Here is a 21,450-nt window from a genome sequence, read left to right as displayed (position 1 = left end):
CGTGGAATCGTCTCGATTCCTGACCGGAACTCTGCTCCGACGAACGCCGGCGCCCAGAACGGGCGCCGCTGCATACGTTGAAGGAGACAGAACCTCTTGGAAGGTCCTGAAATCACATTCGCCGAAGCCGTTCTCGACAACGGCTCGTACGGCACCCGCACCGTCCGCTTCGAGACCGGCCGCCTCGCGCAGCAGGCTCAGGGAGCGGTCGCCGCGTACCTCGACGAGGACACGATGATCCTCTCGGCCACCTCGGCGTCGAAGAACCCGAAGGACAACTTCGACTTCTTCCCGCTGACCGTCGACGTCGAGGAGCGCTCCTACGCCGCCGGCAAGATCCCCGGCTCGTTCTTCCGCCGCGAGGGCCGCCCCTCCACCGAGGCGATCCTCGTCTGCCGTCTGATCGACCGGCCGCTGCGCCCCTCGTTCGTCGAGGGCCTGCGCAACGAGGTCCAGATCGTCATCACGGTCCTGAGCATCGCTCCGGACGAGTTCTACGACGCCCTCGCGATCAACGCCGCGAGCGCCTCGACCCAGATCTCCGGTCTGCCCTTCTCGGGCCCGATCGCCGGTGTGCGCCTCGCGCTCATGTCCGACGGCTCGGGCAACGACCAGTGGATCGCGTTCCCCAAGGCCTCGCAGCTCGAGAACGCCGTCTTCGACCTCACCGTCGCGGGCCGCGTCGTCACCAACGAGGACGGCTCCTCCGACGTCGCCATCATGATGGTCGAGGCCGAGGCGACCGAGGGCTCCTGGAACCTCATCAAGGCCGGCGCCACCAAGCCCGACGAGACCGTCGTGGCCCAGGGCCTCGAGGCCTCCAAGCCCTTCATCCGCGCGCTCGTCGAGGCGCAGGCGAAGATGGCCGCGAACACCGCCAAGCCCGTCAAGGACTACCCGGTGTTCCTGCCCTACGCGCAGGAGACCTACGACAACGTCGCCGAGCTCAGCTACGACGAGCTCGTCCGCATCTACTCGATCGCCGACAAGGTCGAGCGCCAGGACGCCGACGACGCCCTCAAGGCGAAGGTCAAGGAGCAGATCGCCGAGCGCATCGCGGCCGGTCAGCTCTCGGCCGAGGCCTACAGCCAGGTCGGAGCGGCGTACAAGTCGGTCACGAAGGTCGTCGTCCGCGGACGCATCCTCCGCGACGGCGTGCGCATCGACGGTCGCGGCCTGGCCGACATCCGTCCGCTCGACGCCGAGGTGCAGGTCATCCCGCGCGTCCACGGCTCGGCGATCTTCCAGCGCGGCGAGACCCAGATCCTGGGCGTCACCACGCTGAACATGCTCAAGATGGAGCAGCAGATCGACTCGCTGTCGCCCGTCACCAAGAAGCGCTACCTGCATCACTACAACTTCCCGCCCTACTCGACCGGTGAGACCGGTCGCGTCGGGTCGCCGAAGCGTCGCGAGATCGGGCACGGCTTCCTCGCCGAGCGCGCCCTCGTGCCGGTGCTGCCCTCCCGCGAGGAGTTCCCCTACGCGATCCGCCAGGTCTCCGAGGCGCTGAGCTCCAACGGCTCGACCTCGATGGGCTCGGTCTGCGCCTCGACCCTGTCGCTCCTCAACGCCGGTGTGCCGCTGCGCGCCCCGGTCGCGGGCATCGCGATGGGCCTCGTGTCCGACGTCGTCGACGGCCAGACCCGCTACGCGGCGCTGACCGACATCCTGGGCGCCGAGGACGCGCTCGGCGACATGGACTTCAAGGTCGCCGGAACCTCCGAGTTCGTCACCGCGATCCAGCTCGACACGAAGCTCGACGGCATCCCGTCGTCGGTCCTCGACGCCGCGCTCAAGCAGGCGAAGGACGCGCGCAGCACGATCCTCGCCGTGCTCACGGCCGCGATCGACCAGCCCGACGAGATGGCCCCGACCGCGCCCCGCGTGATCTCGGTGCAGATCCCCGTCGACAAGATCGGCGAGCTGATCGGCCCCAAGGGCAAGACGATCAACGCGATCCAGGACGAGACCGGCGCCGACATCTCCATCGAGGAGGACGGCACCGTCTACATCGGCGCCGTCGACGGCCCGTCGGCCGAGGCCGCCCGCGCCCAGGTCAACGCGATCGCGAACCCGACGAACCCCGAGGTCGGCGAGCAGTTCCTCGGAACCGTCGTCAAGCTCGCGACGTTCGGCGCGTTCGTCTCGCTGCTCCCGGGCAAGGACGGACTGCTGCACATCAGCGAGGTCCGCAAGCTCGCCGGTGGCAAGCGCGTCGAGAACGTCGAGGACGTCCTCGGAGTCGGCCAGAAGCTGCTCGTTTCGATCACCAAGATCGACGACCGCGGCAAGCTGTCCCTCGCGCCCGTCGTGGCCGAGGAGGCCGGCGCCGAGGCGCCGGTCGAGGCTCCCGTCGAGAGCTGATCCCTCCCGCACGTCGTGACGCCCGTCCCACTCCGGTGGGGCGGGCGTCCGTCGTTCTGCGGCCGATGGGGTAGCGTGGCCGGACCGCGCCGTCGCACCGCCCCGACCGGAGGAACACCGTGATCGACCCGACGCCCCTGGCCACCGAGCCGGAGACGCCCGCCGCTCCCCAGCGCACCCTCGGTCGCACCGGCCTCCCCGTGCATCCGCTCGCTCTCGACGGCTCCGTCTTCGGCTGGGCCGCCGGGATCGACGACACGACCGAGGCGCTCGACGCCTTCGCGGCGCTCGGCGGCACCCTGATCTCGACCGCCGACCACTACGCGACCGGTCGCAGCGAGTACATGATCGGCCGCTGGCTCGAGGCGAGCGGCGCGCGCGAGCGGATGCTCGTCGCCACCAAGGTCGGCCGCCACCCCGATGCCCCGGGCCTCGCGCCGAGCGACGTCCGGGCGGCCGTCGAAGGCAGCCTCGAGCGCCTGGGCACCCGGATCGACCTCCTGTCCTTCGACAGCGAGGACCCGGAGGTGCCGATCGAGGAGAGCCTCGCGGCCGTCGCCCCGTTCCTCGCGAACGGCTCCGTCGGAGCGCTGGGCGCCGCCCACTTCAGCGGCGAGGCGCTCGCCCGCGCCGCGGAGGCCGCGACCCTGCACGGGCTGCCCGTCTTCTCGGTCGTGGTGGCCGAGTACAACCTGATGGAGCGCAAGGACTACGAGTCCGACGTCGCCCCCGAGGTGATCCGGCAGGAGCTCGGCACTCTGGCGCGCCTCCCGCTCGCGAGCGGCTATCTCACGGGCGCGCTGCGCCACCGCTCGGACGAGCCGCAGTCGGTCATGTTCGAGGCCGCACTCGACTACGTGGGGCGCCACGGCAGCAAGGTGCTCGCCGCGCTCGACGAGATCGCCCAGGCGCACGGCACCAACCCCGGCACGGTCGCCCTCGCGTGGGTGCTCTCGCACCAGGAGGTGTCCGCCGCCGTCGTCCGCGCCCGCGGCGCAGAGGAGCTCGAGTCGGTCTTCGGCGCCGCCGCCCTCCCGCTGACCCGGAGCGACCTGGCGCAGCTCGACCGCGCCTCCGCCTGACCGGTCGGACGGCTCCCGGGTGATCGACCGGGCCGTCGGCACGCGGTCCGGTGCAGGGCCCGTCGCCCGGGCCCCGCATCCGATCAGCGGCGCAGGACTCGCGCCTCCCACGGCGCGAGCGTCGTCCCGGTCGCTCCCGCCACGTTGCCCAGCACCGTCTCGGCGCCCGCCCACTCCGCGAGCAGTGCGACCTCGAGCGGCTCGCCCGACACGTTGCCCACGGCGAGCAGCTCGCTCGCCCCGGTGCGGGTGAACGCGAAGAGCGTCGGGTGCTCGGGCTCCAGGAGCCGGAACCGGCCCAGCTGCACGGTCTCGTCGGCGTGCCGCAGCGCGATCAGTGCCCGGTAGTACTCGAACACCGAGCGCTCCGACGCCCGATCGGCCGCCACGTTCAGCTCGGTCGAGTTCGGATTGACCGGGATCCACGGCTCCCCGGTCGTGAAGCCGGCGTGCTCGCCGCCGTCCCACTGCACGGGTGTGCGCGCGTTGTCGCGGCTCTGCGCCCGCAGACCCGCCAGGACCTCCTCCGGATCCTCCCCGCGGTCGCCGACCGCCTCCGCGTAGTAGTTCAGCGACTCGACGTCCCGGAAGTCCTCGATGCCCGAGAAGGGCACGTTCGTCATGCCGATCTCCTCGCCCTGGTAGATGTAGGGCGTGCCGCGCTGCAGATGCAGGAGGGTCGCCCAGAGCGTCGCCGATTCGTAGCGGTAGCGGCCGTCGTCGCCGAAGCGCGAGACCAGCCGCGGCTGGTCGTGGTTGTTGAGGTAGAGCGAGTTCCAGCCGCGCTCGGCGAGGCCGTCCTGCCAGCGGGCGAGGTTCGCCTTGAGTGCGACGAGGTCCAACGGCACCGGGTGGAACTTGTCGACGCCGTGGTCGATGCCCACGTGCTCGAACTGGAACACCATGTCGAGCTCCCGGCGCTGGGGATCGGTGACCAGCGCGGCCTCCTCCAGGGTCACTCCGGGCATCTCGCCGACGGTGAGGTAGGCGCCGTCGCGCCCCGCGAACACGGCCTCGTTCATCTCGCGGAGGTACTCGTGCAGCCGCGGACCCACTCCGCCGACGATGCCCGTGCCGCCGCCCTCGCCGTCGACCTCGTCGAGATTCTTCGACACGAGGTTGATGACGTCCATCCGGAACCCGTCGACACCGCGGTCGAGCCAGCGGTTCATCATCGCGTGAACTGCGCGCCGGACCTCGGGGTTCTCCCAGTTGAGGTCGGGCTGCTGCACCGCGAACAGGTGGAGGAAGTACTCGTCGGTCGCGGAGTCCCGGGTCCACGCCGGCCCGGAGAAGTACGAGCGCCAGCCGTTGGGCTCGGCGACGTCGAGCCCCGCGTCGTCGGCCGCCTCGAGCTCGGGCGAGGTGCCGGCGGCGGCGCGGCCCTTCCGCCACCAGTACCAGTCGCGCTTCGGGTTCTCGATCGAGGAGCGGGACTCGACGAACCACGCGTGCTCGTCGCTCGTGTGGTTCACCACGAGGTCCATCACGATGCGGATGCCGCGCTCGTGCGCCTCCGCCAGCAGCAGATCGAACTCCGCGAGGTCGCCGAAGAGCGGATCGATGTCCTCGTAGTCCGAGATGTCGTAGCCGTTGTCGTGCTGCGGTGACGGGTAGATCGGCGACAGCCAGACGACGTCCACTCCGAGGTCGGCGAGATGGTCGAGCCGCGAGCGGATCCCGCCGAGGTCGCCGATGCCGTCGCCGTTCCAGTCCGCGAACGAGCGGGGGTAGATCTGGTAGACGACGGCACTGGTCCACCAGGGCGTCGACGGGGGCGGGGTGAGGGGCTCCATGAGGCCGAATCTAGCCGCGACCCGGTGCCGCTGAGGGGTCGCCGCACCGCGTCCTGGGGAGAGCGGAGCGGGTTCGCGGCGGGGGAGGAGGCCTCCGTGTAACGATCTGATGAACCGTTCCGCACCGCCTCCGGAGCGGCGCTCGGCGCTCGACTACTCTCGGTCCTGGCGGGACCCGACCCGCCGCAGGGAGTGTGGTGGCGTGCCGAGGCTGAAGGCCCGCGCGACCGTGAAGGCGACGCGTCACGGATCCCTCGGAGCGCTCCCGGAAGCGGCTTCCCCGGGCGACACCGGACCGGTCGTCGCCCATACGCTGCGCCGCTCGCTCGGCGACTCCGCGCAGTCCCTCTTCCCCCTCCTGCTCGACGCCGCCGTCCTCGGCCGCCGCGGCCACGACGCCGGTCCGGAGCTCCTCGAGCGGTACGCGGCCTGGGGCGGCAACGGCGTCCTCGTCACCGACACCGCGGCCTCCGCCGCCGGCGAGGAGACGGTGGGCCGCTGGCTCGCGGGCCACCGGGATCGCGACCGCTTCCTCCTCCTCGGGCGCCTGGGTCCGACCGCCGACGCCTCGCCGTCCCCCCGCGCCCTGGTGGCGCGCGTCGACGAGTCGCTCCGGCGCCTGCGCACCGACCATCTGGACGTCCTTGCAGTGCGGCCCGACAGCGCCGGGAGGCTCGACGAGCTGCTCAGCGCCGTCGAGGTCCTGCTCGCGCGCGGGAAGGTCCGGGCGGTCCTCGCCTCGGGATTCGCGGCCGAGGAGCTCTTCGAGGCGCGGGTGCTCGCCGGTCACGGTCTGCCGCGCTTCTCCGGGGTGGAGCTGCGCTACAGCCTGCTCGAGGGCTCGGACGCCGAGGGCGACCTCGGGCTCGTCGCGCGGGGCCAGGGGCTCTCCGTCGTGGCCACCGTGCCTCTCGCGCACGGCTTCCTGCACGGAGCGGCGCGCTCGAGGCGCGAACTGCGGGCCCTTCCCGACGGGGCGCTCGCGTCGGTGCATCTCGGCCGGCGCGGACGGCGGGTGCTCGCGGCGCTCGACGCGATCGGCGCCGAGCTGTCCGCGACCACGGCCGCCGTCGCCCTCGCCTGGCTCCTGGCCCGGCCGGGTGTCGCCGCAGCGACCGTCGAGCCCGCATCGTGCGCCGAGATCGACACCCTGGTCCGCGCCGTCTCGCTCGAGCTCGACGCCGGTCACCTCCACGCCCTCGAGCGCGCTCGGCGCTGACGCCGAGTCCTGCACGGATGACCGCGGGCCGGGACAGCGCGCGCGGGTGACCTAGTGTGGGTCGGATGAACCACGGCGTCGCACTCCCTCTCGACCAGCCGGAGACGACGATCCGGGCCGCCGGTGGCGCGCTCGTCCGCCGCTCCGTCCTCTCCAGCGGTGTCCGCATCCTGAGCGAGGCCGTCCCCGGCGCCCGCAGCGCCACCGTCGGATTCTGGGTCGCCGCCGGCTCGCGCGACGAGCAGCCCGCGGGTCCCGCCGAGGGCGGACGTCCGGCGACCCCGTCGAACTTCGGCTCCACCCACTTCCTCGAGCACCTGCTCTTCAAGGGCACCCGGTCGCGCTCGGCTCTCGACATCGCCGTCTCCTTCGACTCCGTGGGCGGTGAGCACAACGCGCTCACCGCGAAGGAGTACACCTGCTACTACGCCAAGGTGCAGGACCGCGATCTCCCGATGGCCGTCGAGGTCATCGGCGACATGGTGACCTCCAGCCTCCTGGACCCCGACGAGTTCGAGACCGAGCGCGGCGTGATCCTCGAGGAGCTCGCCATGGCCGACGACGATCCGGCCGATGTGGCGAGCGAGCGCCTGTTCGAGTCCGTCTTCGGCGACCACCCGCTCGGGCGCCCGATCGGCGGCAGCCCGCAGACCATCGGCGAGGCCACCCGCGACGCCGTCTGGGCCCACTACCGGGCGGCATACAGCCCGCGCGACCTCGTCGTCTCCGTCGCCGGCGCCGTCGAGCACGAGTCGCTGGTCGCGCTGCTCGAGCGCGTGCTCTCCTCCGACGGCTGGGACCTCTCCGTCCCTGCGGCTCCCGTGGCGCGCCGCGTGGGCCTCGAGGCGCACTACGAGCGGGGCAGCGCGCTCTCGATCGTGCACCGCCCGACCGAGCAGGCCAACATCCTGATCGGGTTCCCCGGTCTCGCCGCGGCCGACGACCGCCGCATGACGATGGGCGTGCTGAACTCGATCCTGGGCGGCGGGATGTCCTCGCGCCTCTTCCAGGAGATCCGCGAGAAGCGCGGCCTCGCCTACTCCGTCTACTCGTTCGCCCCGTCCTACTCGGACGCCGGCATCTTCGGCCTGTTTGCGGCGAGCACGCCCGCCAAAGCCGGCACCGTCGCCGAGCTCCTCGTCTCGGAGTTCCACCGCCTCGCCGAGGAGGGCGTCTCCGAGGACGAGATCGGACGCGCCCGAGGCCAGCTGTCCGGCGCCGCCGCCCTCGCGCTCGAGGACTCGGACACGCGGATGTCCCGGCTCGGCCGCGCCGAGCTGACCTTCGGCGAGTTCGTCGACCTGGATGAGAGCCTGCGCCGTCTTGCGCGCGTCGGCGCGGAGGACGTCCAGGCTCTCGCGGCAGACTTGGCGAGGGGGCCTTCGTCGATCTCGGCCGTCGGTGCGGTCGACGCATCGACGTTCGCCGGCATCGCCGAGATCGAGAGCGCTCCCACCGTCTGATCCGTTCTCGCGAACGACCGTTGACCGCGCACCGTCGCGCCGCACCCGGGGGAGCCCCACGTGTCCCATTACATCTACCTCGTCCGTCACGGCGAGCAGCAGGACGCCGAGCACGGCATGCCCGACGGGCCGCTGTCGGCACGAGGGGAGCGCCAGGCCCGCCTCATCGCCGAGCGGCTCGGCGGCGTCCCGTTCACGGGCGCGTGGCACTCGCCGCTGCGTCGGGCGGAGGAGACGGCCGCTCGGTTCCGCGCGGTCCTGCCCGGACTCGCGATCGAGCCCTCCTCGCTGCTGTTCGACTGCATCCCCTCCGGCCCCACACCCGACATGCCGCGCGCGTTCGAGCCGTTCTTCGGCAGCGTCACGCCGGCCGAGATCGAGGCGGGCCACGCGCAGATGCAGGACGCGGTGTCGGAGTTCCTGGCCCCGTCCCGCGAGGACCGGCACGACCTCCTCATCACGCACAACTTCGTGATCGGCTGGTTCGTGCGGCACGTCTTCGACGCCCCGGACTGGCGCTGGCTCGGGCTCAACCAGGCCAACTGCGGGCTGACGATCATCCGGGTCCGTTCGCGGAAGCCCCCGGTCCTCGTCGTGCACAACGACCTCGCCCACCTGCCCGTGGAGCTGCGCACCGGCCTGCCGGAGCCCCAGCCCTACTGAGCGGCCGCCGCCCGGGTGCGGCGCCCGCCCCCGCGGGCACCCGCGTTGTTACGCTGACGGAGTGACTACTTCCGTCGCCGTCGTCGGTGCGTCCGGCCGACTCGGCTCCCTGACCTGCTCGCTGATCGACGCCTCCGACGAGTTCGAGCTCGTCGCGCGACTGGGCTCCCGGAGCGATCCGGAGGAGATGCTGGCCGCCGACGTGGTCGTCGACATGACGGTCCCGGCGGTCAGCCAGGGCGTCGTCGACTTCGCGGTCGCCCACGGCCGGAAGGTCCTCGTGGGGACCTCCGGATGGACCGGCGACCGCATCGCGGCGCTGCGCCGCACTGTCGAGGCCCAGCCCGACGCGGGTGTCGTCATCGTCCCGAACTTCTCACTCGGCTCCGTCCTCGCGACCGCGCTCGCGACCGTGGCCGCCCGATTCTTCGACGCCGTCGAGATCGTCGAGACGCACGGCGCCCGCAAGGTCGACTCGCCGTCGGGCACCGCCGTCCGGACCGCCGAGCTGATCCTGCAGGCGCGGGCGGAGCTCGGACCGGTGCAGGCACCGCACACCGACCAGCGCGCCCGCGGGCAGCAGGTGGCGAGCATCCCTGTGCACAGTCTGCGGTTGCCCGGAGTCGAGGCCCGCCAGGAGGTCGTGTTCGGCGGCACCGGCGAGACCGTCACACTGCGCCACGACACCTCCTCGCCCGCCTCCTACGAGGCCGGGATCCTGAGGGCGCTGCACGCGGTGCGCTCGACGACGGGGGTCGTCGTCGGGCTCGACGCCCTCCTCGACCTGCGCGCGGCGTTCGACGCGGCGCCGCTGGCCGAGCGGGCTCCCGGCGAGCCGGCGCCGGTCGACGACGCGCCGTCCGGCCAGGCCGCGGCCGCGACGAGCGCACCGTGAGGACCCGCGTCGGCGTCGGGCTGATGGCGGTCCTGCTCGCCCTCTACCTCTTCGTCTGCCTGCAGTACTCCGTCGTCGCGTTCGCCGCGGGCACGGTTCCGGGCATCGTGATGGGGCTCGGACTGCTCATCCTCGGTGCCGTCGGCGTCTGGGGGCTCGTCCGCGAGCTCCTGTTCGGGCTCCGCGCCGAGCGCCTGGCCCGCCGGCTCGAATCCGAGGACGCGCTCCCGAAGGAGGTCCTCGACTCGCGCGCCAGCGGCCGCCCGCTCCGCGAGGAGGCCGACACGCTCTTCCCCGGCTACGCGGCCGACGTGGACGCCGATCCGCAGAGCTGGCGGGCGTGGTACCGCCTGGGGCTCGCCTACGACGCGAGCGGCGACCGCAAGCGCGCCCGGGGCGCGATCAGGACGTCGATCGCCCTCGAGAAGGACGCCCCCGCCTGAGCCGGAGGGGACGCCCGGCGTTCGTCAGGCCAGGACCCACTCCAGCGCCTGGGCGACCGTGCGGTGCCGGAAGACGAAGCCGTCCTCCAGCAGTCGCTGCGGCAGCATCCGCTGGCTCGAGAGCAGCAGCTCGTGACCCGCGTCCTGCAGCGCGAGCTCGATGATCCGGCCCGGCACCGGCACCTTGAAGGGCCGGTGCAGCTGCTCGGCGAGCGTCTTCATGATCTCGTTCGCGGTCGCCGGGACGGGCCCCGCGAGGTTGACGGGACCGGACAGCGTCGAGGTGAGGAGGTGGCGGATGGCCGCGGCCTCGTCGTAGAGGCTGATCCAGGGCCAGGCCTGCTCGCCGCCGCCGAGCGGACCGCTGAGTCCGAGCTTCGTCAGCGGAAGCAGCGGCTTGAGCGCTCCTCCGTCGCCGAGGACCAGCCCCGTGCGCAGGGTCGCGACGCGGGTGGACTCCGGCGCGAGGTGCGCGGCTTCCTCCCAGCGGGCGACGACATCGGCGAGGAAGCCCTCGCCGCGTGCGGAGTCCTCGGTGAGGTCCTCGCCCGGACGATCGCCGTAGAAGCCGACGGCGGAGGCGTTCAGGAGGATCGACGGGGGAGAGGTCGCCATCCGCATCGCGTCGGTGAGGGTGCGGGTCGCCTGGACCCGCGAGTCCAGGATCTCCCGCTTGTAGGAGGAGGTCCACGGGAGCCGGCTGATGGAGGCGCCCGACAGGTTCACGACCGCATCGACGCGGTCGAGCACGCTGAAGTCGAGCATGTGCGAGGTCGGCGCCCAGTGGAACTCGTCCGCGCTCGTGGGCGCGTGCCGCACCAGGCGGAGGATCTCGTGGCCGTCCGCGCGCAGCTGACGGCTCAGCTCCGTGCCGATCATTCCGCTCGCGCCCGAGATCAGCACGGTCAGCGGCGCCACGGGCTTCGCAGCGGGGACGGCCGGCTGCGTCTGCGCGGGCGGCAGGACCGAGGGGCGGGCGGTGCTCTCCCGAGCGGAGCGGCGGGACGGAGCGCCTGCGCCGTCCGAGTCGGTGCGCGGTGCGGACGAGTCGCTCATCTGTGCCTCCCGAGGCCCGTCGCGGGCGGCCCGCGAGGTGAGAACGAGCCTAGAGCCTCACGCCCGTGAGGCCGCCGAGCGCCCGAGGACCCCGGCGCGGACCAGCAGCAGGTAGAGCTCGCAGCCCAGGCACAGGCCGAACACCGCGTTCAGGAACGCGGCGAGGAACGCCAGCGACCCGGCGACCGGCACCGCGTACGGCACGCCCGCGATGTGCAGCACGACGCCGACGGCGGTCACCGCGAGTCCGACGAGCTGAGCGAAGCGCGGTGGTCGGGCGTCCTCCCACTCGGTCGGAGGAGCGAGACGGGGCCGGACCAGACGGCGGAAGACGACGGCCCAGGGACCGGAGCCGACCCCTCGCGCAGCCGACCAGGCGAAGAGAGCGGCGATCACTGCGAGCGCGAGGAAACCGGGCTGCACCAGGCGGGCCGGCAGATCGGCTCGGGCCGGAGCCGCGAGCGAGAGCCCCACCGCGACGAGCAGGAGGAGCGCGGTGACGGAGGCGGCGAAGCGCGGTCCGCGCGGGTCGACGCGGTTCGCGGGGGCGGGAGTGGTCACAGGGTCTCCAGGAGTCGGTCGAGCTCGTCCTGCACGACGCTGCGCGCCGGGGAGCCCGCGATGCGGCTGCGAGGGATCCCGTCGCGGTCGAGGACGAGCAGAGTGGGCGTCTGCAGCACGCGGAACCGATCGGCGAGGTCGGCGCGGTGGGTGAGGTCGACGTCGAGGTGCTCGACGCCGTCGCGCTCGCGGGCGAGGCCGTCGAGCATGCGGTGGACGGCCGGGCAGCGGGTGCAGTACTCGGTCGAGAACTGGACGATCGTCGCCGTCCGGCCCAGCGCCGCGCCGGGGACGAGCCCCGCGGGATCGATCCGGTCGCCCGCCTGCGCGGGCCGTGCGCGGACGCGCCCGAGCGAGCGCCGGTACACGAGACCGAGGCCTGTCGCGAGGGCGACGAGTCCGGCCAGCAGCACGGCGATCAGAAGAGGGTCCACGGAGGAAGGCTAGGCGCGGACCGTGCGTGCACGTCCGTTCATTGCGCGAGAAGTCGATCCGCACGGCCCGGGCGGCCGGACGGGCTGTGCTCTATCGTGATCCGGTGACCGAGCAGAAGAACGAGCCGAATCCCCCCGAGACCGGACCGTCGATCGAGTTCCGATCCGATGTCGTCGTGGAGCTCGTCCGCTCCAGCGCCCACGACTCCGACGTGCTCTTCGCCGCCCGCGTCTCGACCCAGGGCGAGCAGACCCTCGCCGGAGCGCTCGACGACGCCGACGAGGCCGACGCCGAGCTGCAGCGCAAGCGCGACCGCGGCCTCATCAACTACCTGATGCGCGACCGCCACGGCTCGCCCTTCGAGCACAACTCCATGACCTTCTACGTGCAGGCGCCCATCTTCGTCTTCCGCGAGTTCATGCGGCACCGCATCGCCTCCTACAACGAGGAGTCGGGTCGCTACCGCGAGCTGCGCCCCGTCTTCTACGTGCCCGGCCCCCAGCGGAACCTCGTCCAGGTCGGCAAGCCCGGCGCCTACTCCTTCGAGCCCGGCACCCCGGAGCAGACCGAGCTCGTCGTCGCCGAGACCCGCCGCGCCAGCGCTCAGGCCTTCGAGGCGTACCAGCGGATGCTCGGCGAGGGCGTCGCCCGGGAGGTCGCCCGCATCGTCCTGCCGTTGAACATCTACTCGTCGATGTACGTGACGCTGAACGCGCGCTCACTCATGAACTTCCTGTCGCTGCGCACCAAGCGCGAGGACTCGACCTTCCCGTCCTTCCCGCAGCGCGAGATCGAGATGGCCGCCGAGCAGATGGAGCAGCGCTTCGAGGAGCTCATGCCCCTCACCTACGCCGCCTTCAACGCCAACGGCCGCGTCGCCCCCTAGCGAGACCACCGGGACGGATCCCTCCGGCCGGTCGAGGTGAGGACAGGCCGCCCCTCCGATCCGTCGGCCCCCGCCTCCGGCGCGCCGCCGCCGACCCGCTACCCTGGCCTCGTGTCAACTCCGGAGAATCCTTTCGGCCAGGTCCTGGTCGCCCTGGTCACCCCGTTCACCGCCGACGGCGAGGTCGATTGGCCCGGCGTCGAGAAGCACATCGACGACTGCATCGCGGCGGGCGCCGACGGCATCGTCGTCACCGGCACGACGGGAGAGACGAGCACGCTCACCGACCCCGAGAAGATCCGCCTCGTCGAGGTCGGCAAGTCCGTCGCGGCGGGTCGCGCCAAGATCATCACGGGCGGAGGCTCGAACGAGACCGCGCACGCGATGCAGCTCGCGCGTCAGAGCGAGAAGGCCGGCGCCGACGGCAACATGATCGTCACGCCGTACTACAACAAGCCCACGCAGGCGGGCATCCTCACGCACTTCCGGATGATCGCGGACGCCACGGATCTGCCCGTCATCCTCTACGACATCCCGGGCCGCACCGGCGTCCCGATCCGCTACGAGACGATCCTGCGCGCGGCCAAGCACCCGAACATCCTCGCCGTGAAGGACGCCAAGGGCGATCTGTCCGAGGTGAGCCGGGTCCTGAACCAGACCGATCTCATGTACTTCTGCGGCGACGACGCCAACGTGCTCCCCGAGCTCGCCATCGGCGCCACCGGGCTCATCGGAGTGACCGCCAACGTCGCCTCCGCGCCCTACCGCACGATCGTCGACGCCGTGAACGCCGGCGACCTGCGCGCCGCGACCCTCGCGCACCAGCAGCTCGAGCCCCTCGTGCGCGCGCTCATGACCCACGTGCCCGGCACAGTCGCGGTGAAGTACATCCTGCACGGCCTCGGGCGCATCTCGTCGCCGCGCGTGCGGCTGCCGCTGGTCGGTCCGGAGGAGTCGGAGGCCGCGCTCATCGAGGACGAGCTCGGCCTCGTCCGCGACATCCCGGGCGTCGACTTCCGCAACTTCCGTCCCGACCGCAACGCGGCCGCGGGCGGCGCACTGCCGAAGGTCGCCGGCACCACCCGCTGACGCCGCTCGAGCGGCAGCGCCCGGCGGGAGACGAACGAAGAGGAGCACGCATGCCCAGTCCCGTGATCATCCCGCCGGCGCTCGCGGCCGGGACCCTGCGCATCATCCCTCTGGGCGGTCTCGGCGAGATCGGCCGCAACATGACGATCTTCGAGATCGACGGCAAGATCCTGATCGTCGACTGCGGCGTGCTCTTCCCGGAGGAGAACCAGCCGGGCGTCGACCTGATCCTCCCCGACTTCGGCCCGATCAAGGACCGCCTCGACGACGTCGTGGGCGTCGTGCTCACCCACGGCCACGAGGACCACATCGGCGCCGTCCCGTACCTTCTCAAGCTCAAGCGCGATCTCCCCCTGATCGGCTCGACCCTGACGCTCGCCCTCGTCGAGGCGAAGCTGAAGGAGCACCGCATCAAGCCGTACACGCTGGCCGTGAAGGAGGGGGACATCGAGAACCTCGGGCCGTTCGAGCTCGAGTTCGTCGCGGTGAACCACTCGATCCCGGATGCGCTCGCCGTCGCGATCATCACGGACGCCGGCTCGATGCTGCACACGGGCGACTTCAAGATGGACCAGCTGCCGCTGGACGGCCGCATCACCGATCTGCGCGCGTTCGCCCGCCTGGGCGAGGAGGGCATCGACCTGTTCCTGGTCGACTCCACGAACGCCGACGTGCCCGGTTTCACGCCGAACGAGCGCGACATCGGCCCCGTCATCGAGAGCGTGATGGCGAAGGCGACCCGGCGGGTCATCGTCGCGAGCTTCTCGAGCCACGTGCACCGCGTGCAGCAGGTGCTCGACGCCGCGCACGCCACGGGCCGTCGCGTGGCGCTGCTCGGCCGCTCCATGGTCCGCAACATGGGCATCGCCGCCGACCTGGGCTACCTGAAGGTCCCGCAGGGCGTGCTCATCGACGTCAAGAAGGCCGGCGACGTCCCCGAGGACCGCATCGTCTACATGTCCACCGGATCGCAGGGCGAGCCGATGGCGGTGCTCAGCCGCATGGCCAACCTCGACCACCAGATCCAGCCGGGCGAGGGCGACACCGTCATCCTCGCGTCGAGCCTCATCCCGGGCAACGAGAACGCCGTCTATCGCGTGATCAACGGACTCACCAAGCTGGGGGCGACCGTCGTGCACAAGGGCAACGCCAAGGTGCACGTCTCGGGCCACGCCGCCGCCGGTGAGTTGACCTACTGCTACAACATCCTCAAGCCGCTGAACGTGATGCCGGTCCACGGCGAGTACCGCCACCTGGTCGCGAACGCGAAGCTGGCGCGCGACACGGGCATCCCGGAGGAGAACACGATCATCGCCGAGGACGGCACCGTGATCGACCTGCTCGACGGGAAGGTCTCGGTGGTCGGGCAGCTCGACCTCGGCTTCGTCTACGTCGACGGCTCGACCGTCGGCGAGATCACCGACGCCGATCTGAAGGACCGCCGCATACTGAGCGAGGAGGGCTTCATCTCGATCATCGTCGTGGTCGAGGCCGGCACCGGGCGCATCGTGGTCGGTCCCGAGATCCACGCGAAGGGGTTCGCCGAGGACGACCGCGTCTTCGACGAGGTCAAGCCGCGCATCGCGAAGGCGCTCGAGGAGGCGGTGCAGAGCGGAGTGAACGACCAGCACGCGCTCTCGCAGACCATCCGCCGCGTCGTCGGGCGCTGGGTGAACACGAGCTACCGCCGCCGTCCGATGATCGTCCCGCTCGTCATCGAGGCCTGATCCGTCCGGACGGAGGCGGCCCCGCCTCCTCCGTCCGCCGTCCAGCACCCGGGGGGAGTGCGCACCGTCCGCGGGGGACCGCCGTTCGAGCAGCCAGGAGGCCGCACGTGGACCACACGATCCGCACCGCCCGGAGCGAGGACGCGCCCTTCCTCGCCGACATGCTCGTCGAGGCGGCGAACTGGAACTGGACGACCGCGCGCACGCGGATCGACGTCCTCGAGGAGGAGTCCACCAGGCGCTACGTCGCAGGCTGGCCGCGCCCGGGCGATCTCGGCTCCGTCGCCGAGACCGCAGAGGGAGAGCGGATCGGCGCCTGCTGGACGCGGCTGTTCACCTCGGCCGTCCCTGGTCGCGGCTTCGTCGCCCCGGGAGTGCCGGAGCTGACGCTCGGCGTGCGCCCGGTCTGGCGCGCCCAGGGGGTCGGCCGCGCCCTGCTGAAGGCCGCGCTCGCCCAGGCGCGCGCCGCCGGCTACGCGCGGGTGTCCCTGAACGTGGCCACCGACAACTTCGCCCGTCGGCTCTACCGGAGCGAGGGCTTCACCGCGGTGGACGACCGCGGCGATGCGGAGACGATGGTCGTCACCCTCCGCTGACGGCTCCGGTCGCGGCGCGGGTCCCCGGCGATGACGGGGGCGGCGGGTACGGTGGCCTCATGGCGACCAGTACCAAGACCACCTCCCGCGGGCGGGGGAGCGGCTCCACGCGCTCCGGCGCCCCGCGATCCGGACGGGGCTCGGCGCGAGGAGCGGCCGAGACGAAGGCCACCGTCGCCTTCGACTCCACCCCGCGCACGAACGTCCTGGTCCGCCTGTGGATGACGCTGGCGCACGTCGTCGGCGGAGCCGCGCGCGCGCTGGGCCCCGAGAGGCTCGCGAAGGAGGAGCGCCGCGACGGCGTCCCCTTCCTCCTGGTGCTGCTGGGCGTCGCCGGCGCGGTGGTCGAGTGGTTCCTCGCGGGTGATCCCGTCGCCGCGATCCTCGACGCCTGGAGCTTCGGCGCCCTCTTCGGACGGGTCGCCTACGTCCTCCCGGTCGTGCTCGTGCTGTTCGCGCTGTGGCTCTTCCGGCACCCGAGCTCCGTCGACGACAACGGCCGGATCGGCGTGGGCCTGTCGTTCCTGCTCATCGCCTCCGCGGGCATCTGCCACGCGCACCTCGGCACGCCGTACCCCGGCGACGGCATCCTCCCCATGGCGGCCGCCGGCGGCGTGCTCGGCTGGCTCGTCGGAGCGCCGCTCGTCGCGATCGCCCAGGTCCCCGGCGCGACGGTGATCCTCTCCGCGGTCATCCTGCTCTCGCTCTTCATCATCACCAAGACGCCGCCGAACCGCATCGGCGCGCGGTTCCGCGACCTCTACTCCTACCTGTTCGGCGCCCCCGTCCTCGACGACGAGGAGCGTGCGCGCCTGAAGGCCGAGAAGGCGGCGGCCAAGGCCGCCAAGGCCGAGGCCGAGTCCTCCGACGAGCAGGAGGAGGGCGGCGAGCTGCCCTGGTGGCGCCGCACCGAATCCGGTCGCGAGGACGAGCCCACCGTGCAGACGGAGCTCCCCATCGACTCGCTCACGGAGGTCATCGACGAGCCGAAGGGCCGTCGGGGCCGCTCGCGCACGAAGGGGTTCGACACCGCCCTCGAGGAGCACGACGAGCCGTCCGATCCGCCGACCCGTGCCTACGAGACGCAGGTGCTCTCCGACGTCGAGGATGCCGAGGCCGCGCTCGCGCGCTTCGAGCGCTCCGGCGCCGCGACCACTCCCGTCGGAGTCGTCGACGACGACGCGACCGGGGTCATCCGACTCGACGACCTCGACGTCTCGCCGGTCGTGCCGGTCCCGGCCGCGATCGGCACCGGGCCCACCGCTCCCGTGCCCTCAGAGGACTCGACGGCGGGCTTCGACTCCTCGTTCGAGGAGGACGCCCCCTACCGGCTGCCGTCCGCCGCGGCGCTCTCCACCGGCACGCCGTCGAAGGCGCGCTCGGCCGCGAACGATGAGATGGTCCGCGCGATCACCGAGGTGCTGCAGCAGTTCAACGTCGACGCGACGGTCACCGGATTCTCGCGCGGCCCCACCGTGACCCGCTACGAGATCGAGCTCGGTCCGGGCGTGAAGGTCGAGCGGGTCACCGCGCTGAGCAAGAACCTGTCCTACGCGGTCGCCAGCAACGAGGTCCGCATCCTCTCGCCGATCCCCGGCAAGAGCGCCATCGGCGTCGAGATCCCCAACACCGACCGCGAGATCGTCTCGCTGGGCGACGTGCTCCGCTCCGCCGCCTCGACCACCTCGACCCACCCGATGACGATCGGCGTCGGCAAGGACGTCGAGGGCGGCTACGTGGTCGCGAACCTCGCGAAGATGCCGCACCTCCTGGTCGCCGGCTCCACCGGCTCCGGCAAGTCCAGCTTCGTGAACTCGATGATCACAAGCCTCCTGATGCGCGCGCGTCCCCAGGACGTCCGCATGGTGCTGATCGACCCCAAGCGCGTCGAGCTGACGATCTACGGAGGCGTCCCGCACCTCATCACGCCCATCATCACGAACCCCAAGAAGGCGGCTGAGGCGCTGCAGTGGGTCGTGAAGGAGATGGACATGCGGTACGACGACCTCGCGTCGTTCGGCTACCGCCACATCGACGACTTCAACGCGGCGGTGCGCGGCGGCGAGATCGTCCTGCCGCCCGGCAGCAACCGGGTCCTCAAGCCCTATCCGTACCTGCTCGTCGTCGTCGACGAGCTCGCGGACCTCATGATGGTCGCGCCGCGCGATGTGGAGGACTCGATCGTCCGCATCACGCAGCTGGCTCGCGCCTCCGGTATACACCTCGTGCTGGCCACCCAGCGTCCGAGCGTCGACGTCGTGACCGGTCTGATCAAGGCCAACGTGCCGAGCCGTCTGGCCTTCGCGGTGACCAGCGTCACGGACTCCCGGGTCATCCTCGACCAGCCCGGCGCCGACAAGCTGATCGGCCAGGGCGACGGGCTCTTCCTGCCGATGGGCACGAACAAGCCGATGCGCGTGCAGGGCGCCTGGGTCCGCGAGGACGAGATCGCCAAGGTCGTCGAGCACGTCACGCGGCAGGCGCAGCCCGAGTACCGCCAGGACATCACGGTGCAGGCGCAGCGCAAGGAGGTCGACTCCGACATCGGCGACGACCTCGAGCTGCTGGTCGCCGCGGCCGAGCTGGTCGTCAGCACGCAGTTCGGCTCCACCTCGATGCTGCAGCGCAAGCTGCGCGTCGGCTTCGCGAAGGCGGGTCGCCTGATGGACCTCCTGGAGTCCCGCGAGGTCGTCGGCCCCTCCGAGGGGTCGAAGGCGCGCGACGTGCTCGTCACGGCCGAGCAGCTGCCCGGTGTGCTCGCGCGGATGCGCGGGGACCAGCCCGGAGACGCTCCGGCGGCTCCCTCCGCGGTGGCGCCCGACGCCTACGCCGACCCGCTCGCGGAGCCGTCCGGCCCCGTGGCGACCGACTACCACGACGACGACGAGGGCTCGGACGACGACGCCTGGCAGCTGACCGGCCGCTGAGCGATGCGCGGCACGCGGACGATCACGACGAACGCAGGAGAACGATGAGCAGTCCCGCCTCCGCCCCGGCGGCTCCGGTAAGCAATTGGAACCTCCCGAACGCCATCACCGTGGTGCGGATCCTGCTGGCTCCGCTGTTCTTCTGGATGCTGCTCGCCGACGCAGGAGCGGACGGCGGCCTGCGCATCGCCGCGGCGCTGCTGTTCATCGTCGCCATCGCGACCGACGGGATCGACGGCCACATCGCCCGCAGTCGCGGCCTCGTCACCGACCTGGGCAAGCTGCTCGACCCCATCGCCGACAAGGTGCTCACCGGAGCCGCTCTCGTCGGGCTCTCGATCCTCCTCGAGCTGCCCTGGTGGGTCACCGTCGTCGTGCTCGTTCGCGAGATCGGCATCACGTTGTTCCGGATGGCCGTGCTCTCGGACCGGGTGATCCCCGCGTCCCGCGGCGGCAAGCTCAAGACGATCGTCCAGTCGGTGGCTCTCTCCCTCGCTCTCCTGCCGCTGTGGAACCTGCTGGGCGAGTGGGTCCACTGGGTGAACGGCATCACGATGACCGCCGCGGTCGTGCTGACCGTCGCGACCGGCATCGACTACCTGGCGGATGCGGCCCGCCAGAGCCGCGCCGCTCGCCGGTCGTGATCGCCGAGCGCCTGGTCCGGACCCTCGAGTCCCGGGGCCTGCTCCTCGCCGTCGCCGAGTCGCTGACCGGTGGAGCACTGAGCTCCGCCGTCGTGGAGGTGCCCGGCGCCTCGGCGGTGCACCGCGGGGCCGTGGTGAGCTACGCCACGGAGCTCAAGCACCTCCTGCTCGGGGTCGACGCGGCCCTGCTCGACGCCGAGGGCCCGGTGCACCCCCAGGTCGCCCTGCAGATGGCCCGCGGAGTCGCAGAGCGTCTGGGTCCGGTCGGAGCGCGCACCGTCGGCATCGCGACGACGGGAGTGGCCGGCCCGGATCCGCAGGGCGGCCGCGCCGTCGGCACCGTGTTCGTGGCCGTCGTGGTCGACGACGTCGAGGCGGTGCGCGAGCACCTGTTCGCCGGCGACCGCGCCGCCGTCCGCGCCGCCGCCGTCCAAGCCGCTCTGTCCCTCGCCGAGGAGACGGTCGCAGGACTCCCCGGATCCCTTTCCTGACTGTTCCGGAATCCGCTCCGGAACAAGGAATGCGGTGCGTTTCGCCCCGGTTACATCTGACGTCGCTCACACGCAAAGTCCAGTCATCCGGTATTAGAGTCGACTCACACGAACCGGGTAGTGAACAGCTATCCGGTTCCTTCGTACACACCCCCTTCGATTCCTGCTCCGGCATCCTTCGACGAGACCGTGGACGAAGAAGCGGTTGACGTGGAGAAGGAGGGTCCAGTGGTTCTAGTTCGTCAGGAGATCGGCGATGTCCTCAGGGACTTTCGCCTGCAGAAAGGTCGCACGCTCCGCCAGGTGGCGAGCAAGGCGAGTGTCGCTCTGGGGTACCTGAGCGAAGTCGAGCGCGGTCAGAAGGAGGCGTCCTCCGAGATCCTCGCTTCGGTCGCCGATGCGCTCGACACCCCGATCTCGGTCATCATGCGCGAGGTCGGAGACCGACTCGCCGTGATCGAGGGGATCGACACCATTCCCGACACCATCCCGGCCGACATGGTCGCCGGATTCGACGCGGATCTCGTCACGCGGTAGAAAGCTCCGTCCTCATCATCCACCACCCCCATTCCACGCGAAGGGCGCTCCGGCTCCGGCCAGGGCGCCCTTCGGCGTTCCCGGTCGGGCGCGCCTGCGGTTAGCGTGGAGGCATGAGGTTGAGCGACTTCCGGCAACTGGTCGACGACGAGTTCGGGTCGGCCTACGCGCGCGTGCTGGTCTCGGACCTGGTCCTCACCGAGCTCGACGGCCGCACGGCCGACCGCGCCCTGCAGGACGGTGCGGAGCCCCGTGAAGTGTGGCTCGCGCTCTGCCGGGCGAACGACGTGCCCGAGTCGCGCTGGCACGGTAGCGATCCGGGGAAGCGGCGCCGCTGAGCGGTGCAGACTCGTCGTGCCCGAAGTCGTGTTCGACACGCCGGGACGCGATGATCGAAGTCCTGTTCGAACGGGGATAGGCTCCTCCACAGAAGCAGAAACGCCGCCGTCTCCACGGTGGTGCTCGTGTCCTCCACCGATGTCGGTGGTCGGGCATACCGTCGAGACAAGTCAACGGACCTGCTTCACCGCCTTGTCGCATCCGGCCGGCCCCGTCTTCGTACGGCGGCACCAC

The 21,450-nt window shown here is 71.5% G+C and carries 20 protein-coding genes; 16 read left to right on the top strand and 4 right to left on the bottom strand.

What is annotated here, in order from left to right; all coding sequences use genetic code 11:
* The first annotated feature begins 96 nt into the window (after window positions 1-96).
* Window positions 97-2,367: a polyribonucleotide nucleotidyltransferase gene (locus ASF46_RS10515; RefSeq protein WP_056867588.1), complete on the top strand. Its 2,271-nt coding sequence runs from the start codon at window positions 97-99 to the stop codon at window positions 2,365-2,367.
* 119 nt (window positions 2,368-2,486) lie between these two features.
* Window positions 2,487-3,449, top strand: coding sequence for an aldo/keto reductase (locus ASF46_RS10510; RefSeq protein WP_082485430.1), 963 nt, complete (start codon window positions 2,487-2,489; stop codon window positions 3,447-3,449).
* An 83-nt stretch (window positions 3,450-3,532) separates the two neighbouring features.
* On the opposite strand, the gene ASF46_RS10505 is transcribed toward ASF46_RS10510, so the two are convergent.
* A complete protein-coding gene (locus tag ASF46_RS10505) occupies window positions 3,533-5,245 on the bottom strand; it encodes a glycoside hydrolase family 13 protein (RefSeq protein ID WP_056867587.1) in 1,713 nt (570 codons plus the stop codon).
* Window positions 5,246-5,447: 202 nt separating this feature from the next.
* On the opposite strand from ASF46_RS10505, the gene ASF46_RS10500 reads away from it, so the two are divergent.
* The 5 genes from ASF46_RS10500 (at window position 5,448) to ASF46_RS10480 (ending at window position 9,928) form a co-directional block, all read left to right on the top strand.
* Complete coding sequence (locus ASF46_RS10500; protein WP_056867586.1) at window positions 5,448-6,464, top strand: aldo/keto reductase; 1,017 nt, start codon at window positions 5,448-5,450, stop codon at window positions 6,462-6,464.
* A gap of 65 nt (window positions 6,465-6,529) precedes the next feature.
* Entirely contained in the window at window positions 6,530-7,927 is a 1,398-nt protein-coding gene (locus tag ASF46_RS10495) for a M16 family metallopeptidase (protein ID WP_056867585.1), read from the top strand.
* Window positions 7,928-7,987: 60 nt separating this feature from the next.
* Window positions 7,988-8,590 (top strand): histidine phosphatase family protein, encoded by a 603-nt coding sequence (locus ASF46_RS10490; protein ID WP_056867584.1) that lies wholly within the window; start codon window positions 7,988-7,990, stop codon window positions 8,588-8,590.
* Window positions 8,591-8,651: 61 nt separating this feature from the next.
* Window positions 8,652-9,485 (top strand): 4-hydroxy-tetrahydrodipicolinate reductase, encoded by an 834-nt coding sequence (gene dapB / locus ASF46_RS10485; protein ID WP_056867583.1) that lies wholly within the window; start codon window positions 8,652-8,654, stop codon window positions 9,483-9,485.
* The gene (locus ASF46_RS10480; protein WP_056867582.1) at window positions 9,482-9,928 is read left to right on the top strand and encodes a hypothetical protein; all 447 of its coding nucleotides are present in this window, start codon (window positions 9,482-9,484) and stop codon (window positions 9,926-9,928) included. The genes dapB and ASF46_RS10480 overlap by 4 nt, the downstream gene beginning before the upstream one ends.
* 24 nt (window positions 9,929-9,952) lie before the next feature.
* Here ASF46_RS10480 and ASF46_RS10475 read toward each other — a convergent pair whose 3' ends face one another.
* The 3 genes from ASF46_RS10475 to ASF46_RS10465 are packed head-to-tail and all read right to left on the bottom strand — an operon-like array spanning window position 9,953 to window position 11,979.
* Window positions 9,953-10,984: a TIGR01777 family oxidoreductase gene (locus tag ASF46_RS10475; RefSeq protein ID WP_082485428.1), complete on the bottom strand. Its 1,032-nt coding sequence runs from the start codon at window positions 10,982-10,984 to the stop codon at window positions 9,953-9,955.
* Between the two features lie 57 nt (window positions 10,985-11,041).
* Complete coding sequence (locus ASF46_RS10470) at window positions 11,042-11,545, bottom strand: DUF4395 domain-containing protein (RefSeq protein ID WP_056867581.1); 504 nt, start codon at window positions 11,543-11,545, stop codon at window positions 11,042-11,044.
* On the bottom strand, window positions 11,542-11,979 hold the full coding sequence (locus ASF46_RS10465; protein ID WP_056867580.1) for a TlpA family protein disulfide reductase: 438 nt from the start codon (window positions 11,977-11,979) through the stop codon (window positions 11,542-11,544). The genes ASF46_RS10470 and ASF46_RS10465 overlap by 4 nt, the downstream gene beginning before the upstream one ends.
* A gap of 104 nt (window positions 11,980-12,083) precedes the next feature.
* Here ASF46_RS10465 and thyX point away from each other — a divergent pair, with 104 nt between their 5' ends.
* The 9 genes from thyX to ASF46_RS10420 all read left to right on the top strand — a co-directional run bounded on the left by thyX (window position 12,084) and on the right by ASF46_RS10420 (window position 21,215).
* Window positions 12,084-12,866, top strand: a complete 783-nt coding sequence (thyX, locus tag ASF46_RS10460; protein WP_056868533.1) for an FAD-dependent thymidylate synthase — start codon at window positions 12,084-12,086, stop codon at window positions 12,864-12,866.
* A gap of 111 nt (window positions 12,867-12,977) precedes the next feature.
* Entirely contained in the window at window positions 12,978-13,955 is a 978-nt protein-coding gene (dapA, locus tag ASF46_RS10455) for a 4-hydroxy-tetrahydrodipicolinate synthase (RefSeq protein ID WP_055793351.1), read from the top strand.
* 50 nt (window positions 13,956-14,005) lie between these two features.
* On the top strand, window positions 14,006-15,682 hold the full coding sequence (locus ASF46_RS10450) for a ribonuclease J (RefSeq protein ID WP_056867579.1): 1,677 nt from the start codon (window positions 14,006-14,008) through the stop codon (window positions 15,680-15,682).
* Between the two features lie 107 nt (window positions 15,683-15,789).
* Window positions 15,790-16,278, top strand: a complete 489-nt coding sequence (locus tag ASF46_RS10445) for a GNAT family N-acetyltransferase (RefSeq protein WP_327205461.1) — start codon at window positions 15,790-15,792, stop codon at window positions 16,276-16,278.
* Between the two features lie 59 nt (window positions 16,279-16,337).
* On the top strand, window positions 16,338-19,205 hold the full coding sequence (locus tag ASF46_RS10440; RefSeq protein ID WP_056867578.1) for an FtsK/SpoIIIE family DNA translocase: 2,868 nt from the start codon (window positions 16,338-16,340) through the stop codon (window positions 19,203-19,205).
* Between the two features lie 44 nt (window positions 19,206-19,249).
* The gene (pgsA, locus tag ASF46_RS10435; protein ID WP_056867577.1) at window positions 19,250-19,849 is read left to right on the top strand and encodes a CDP-diacylglycerol--glycerol-3-phosphate 3-phosphatidyltransferase; all 600 of its coding nucleotides are present in this window, start codon (window positions 19,250-19,252) and stop codon (window positions 19,847-19,849) included.
* Window positions 19,846-20,340, top strand: a complete 495-nt coding sequence (locus ASF46_RS10430; protein ID WP_056867576.1) for a CinA family protein — start codon at window positions 19,846-19,848, stop codon at window positions 20,338-20,340. The genes pgsA and ASF46_RS10430 overlap by 4 nt, the downstream gene beginning before the upstream one ends.
* Before the next feature lie 228 nt (window positions 20,341-20,568).
* Window positions 20,569-20,877 (top strand): helix-turn-helix domain-containing protein, encoded by a 309-nt coding sequence (locus ASF46_RS10425; protein WP_055793878.1) that lies wholly within the window; start codon window positions 20,569-20,571, stop codon window positions 20,875-20,877.
* Between the two features lie 113 nt (window positions 20,878-20,990).
* Window positions 20,991-21,215, top strand: coding sequence for a DUF3046 domain-containing protein (locus ASF46_RS10420; protein WP_056867575.1), 225 nt, complete (start codon window positions 20,991-20,993; stop codon window positions 21,213-21,215).
* Window positions 21,216-21,450: the final 235 nt, after the last annotated feature.

Source organism: Rathayibacter sp. Leaf296, assembly GCF_001423045.1.
Classification (GTDB): Bacteria; Actinomycetota; Actinomycetes; order Actinomycetales; family Microbacteriaceae; genus Rathayibacter; species Rathayibacter caricis.
Note: the sequence above shows the minus strand (reverse complement) of the source record. Positions and strands in the feature narration are given on the sequence as shown.

Excerpts from the sequence above, each read along its gene's own strand:
- pgsA (WP_056867577.1), top strand. The coding sequence starts at position 19,250 with ATGAGCAGTCCCGCCTCCGCCCCGGCGGCTCCGGTAAGCAATTGGAAC.
- ASF46_RS10495 (WP_056867585.1), top strand. The coding sequence starts at position 6,530 with ATGAACCACGGCGTCGCACTCCCTCTCGACCAGCCGGAGACGACGATC.
- ASF46_RS10505 (WP_056867587.1), bottom strand. The coding sequence starts at position 5,245 with ATGGAGCCCCTCACCCCGCCCCCGTCGACGCCCTGGTGGACCAGTGCC.
- ASF46_RS10450 (WP_056867579.1), top strand. The coding sequence starts at position 14,006 with ATGCCCAGTCCCGTGATCATCCCGCCGGCGCTCGCGGCCGGGACCCTG.
- ASF46_RS10475 (WP_082485428.1), bottom strand. The coding sequence starts at position 10,984 with ATGAGCGACTCGTCCGCACCGCGCACCGACTCGGACGGCGCAGGCGCT.
- ASF46_RS10420 (WP_056867575.1), top strand. The coding sequence starts at position 20,991 with ATGAGGTTGAGCGACTTCCGGCAACTGGTCGACGACGAGTTCGGGTCG.
- ASF46_RS10440 (WP_056867578.1), top strand. The coding sequence starts at position 16,338 with ATGGCGACCAGTACCAAGACCACCTCCCGCGGGCGGGGGAGCGGCTCC.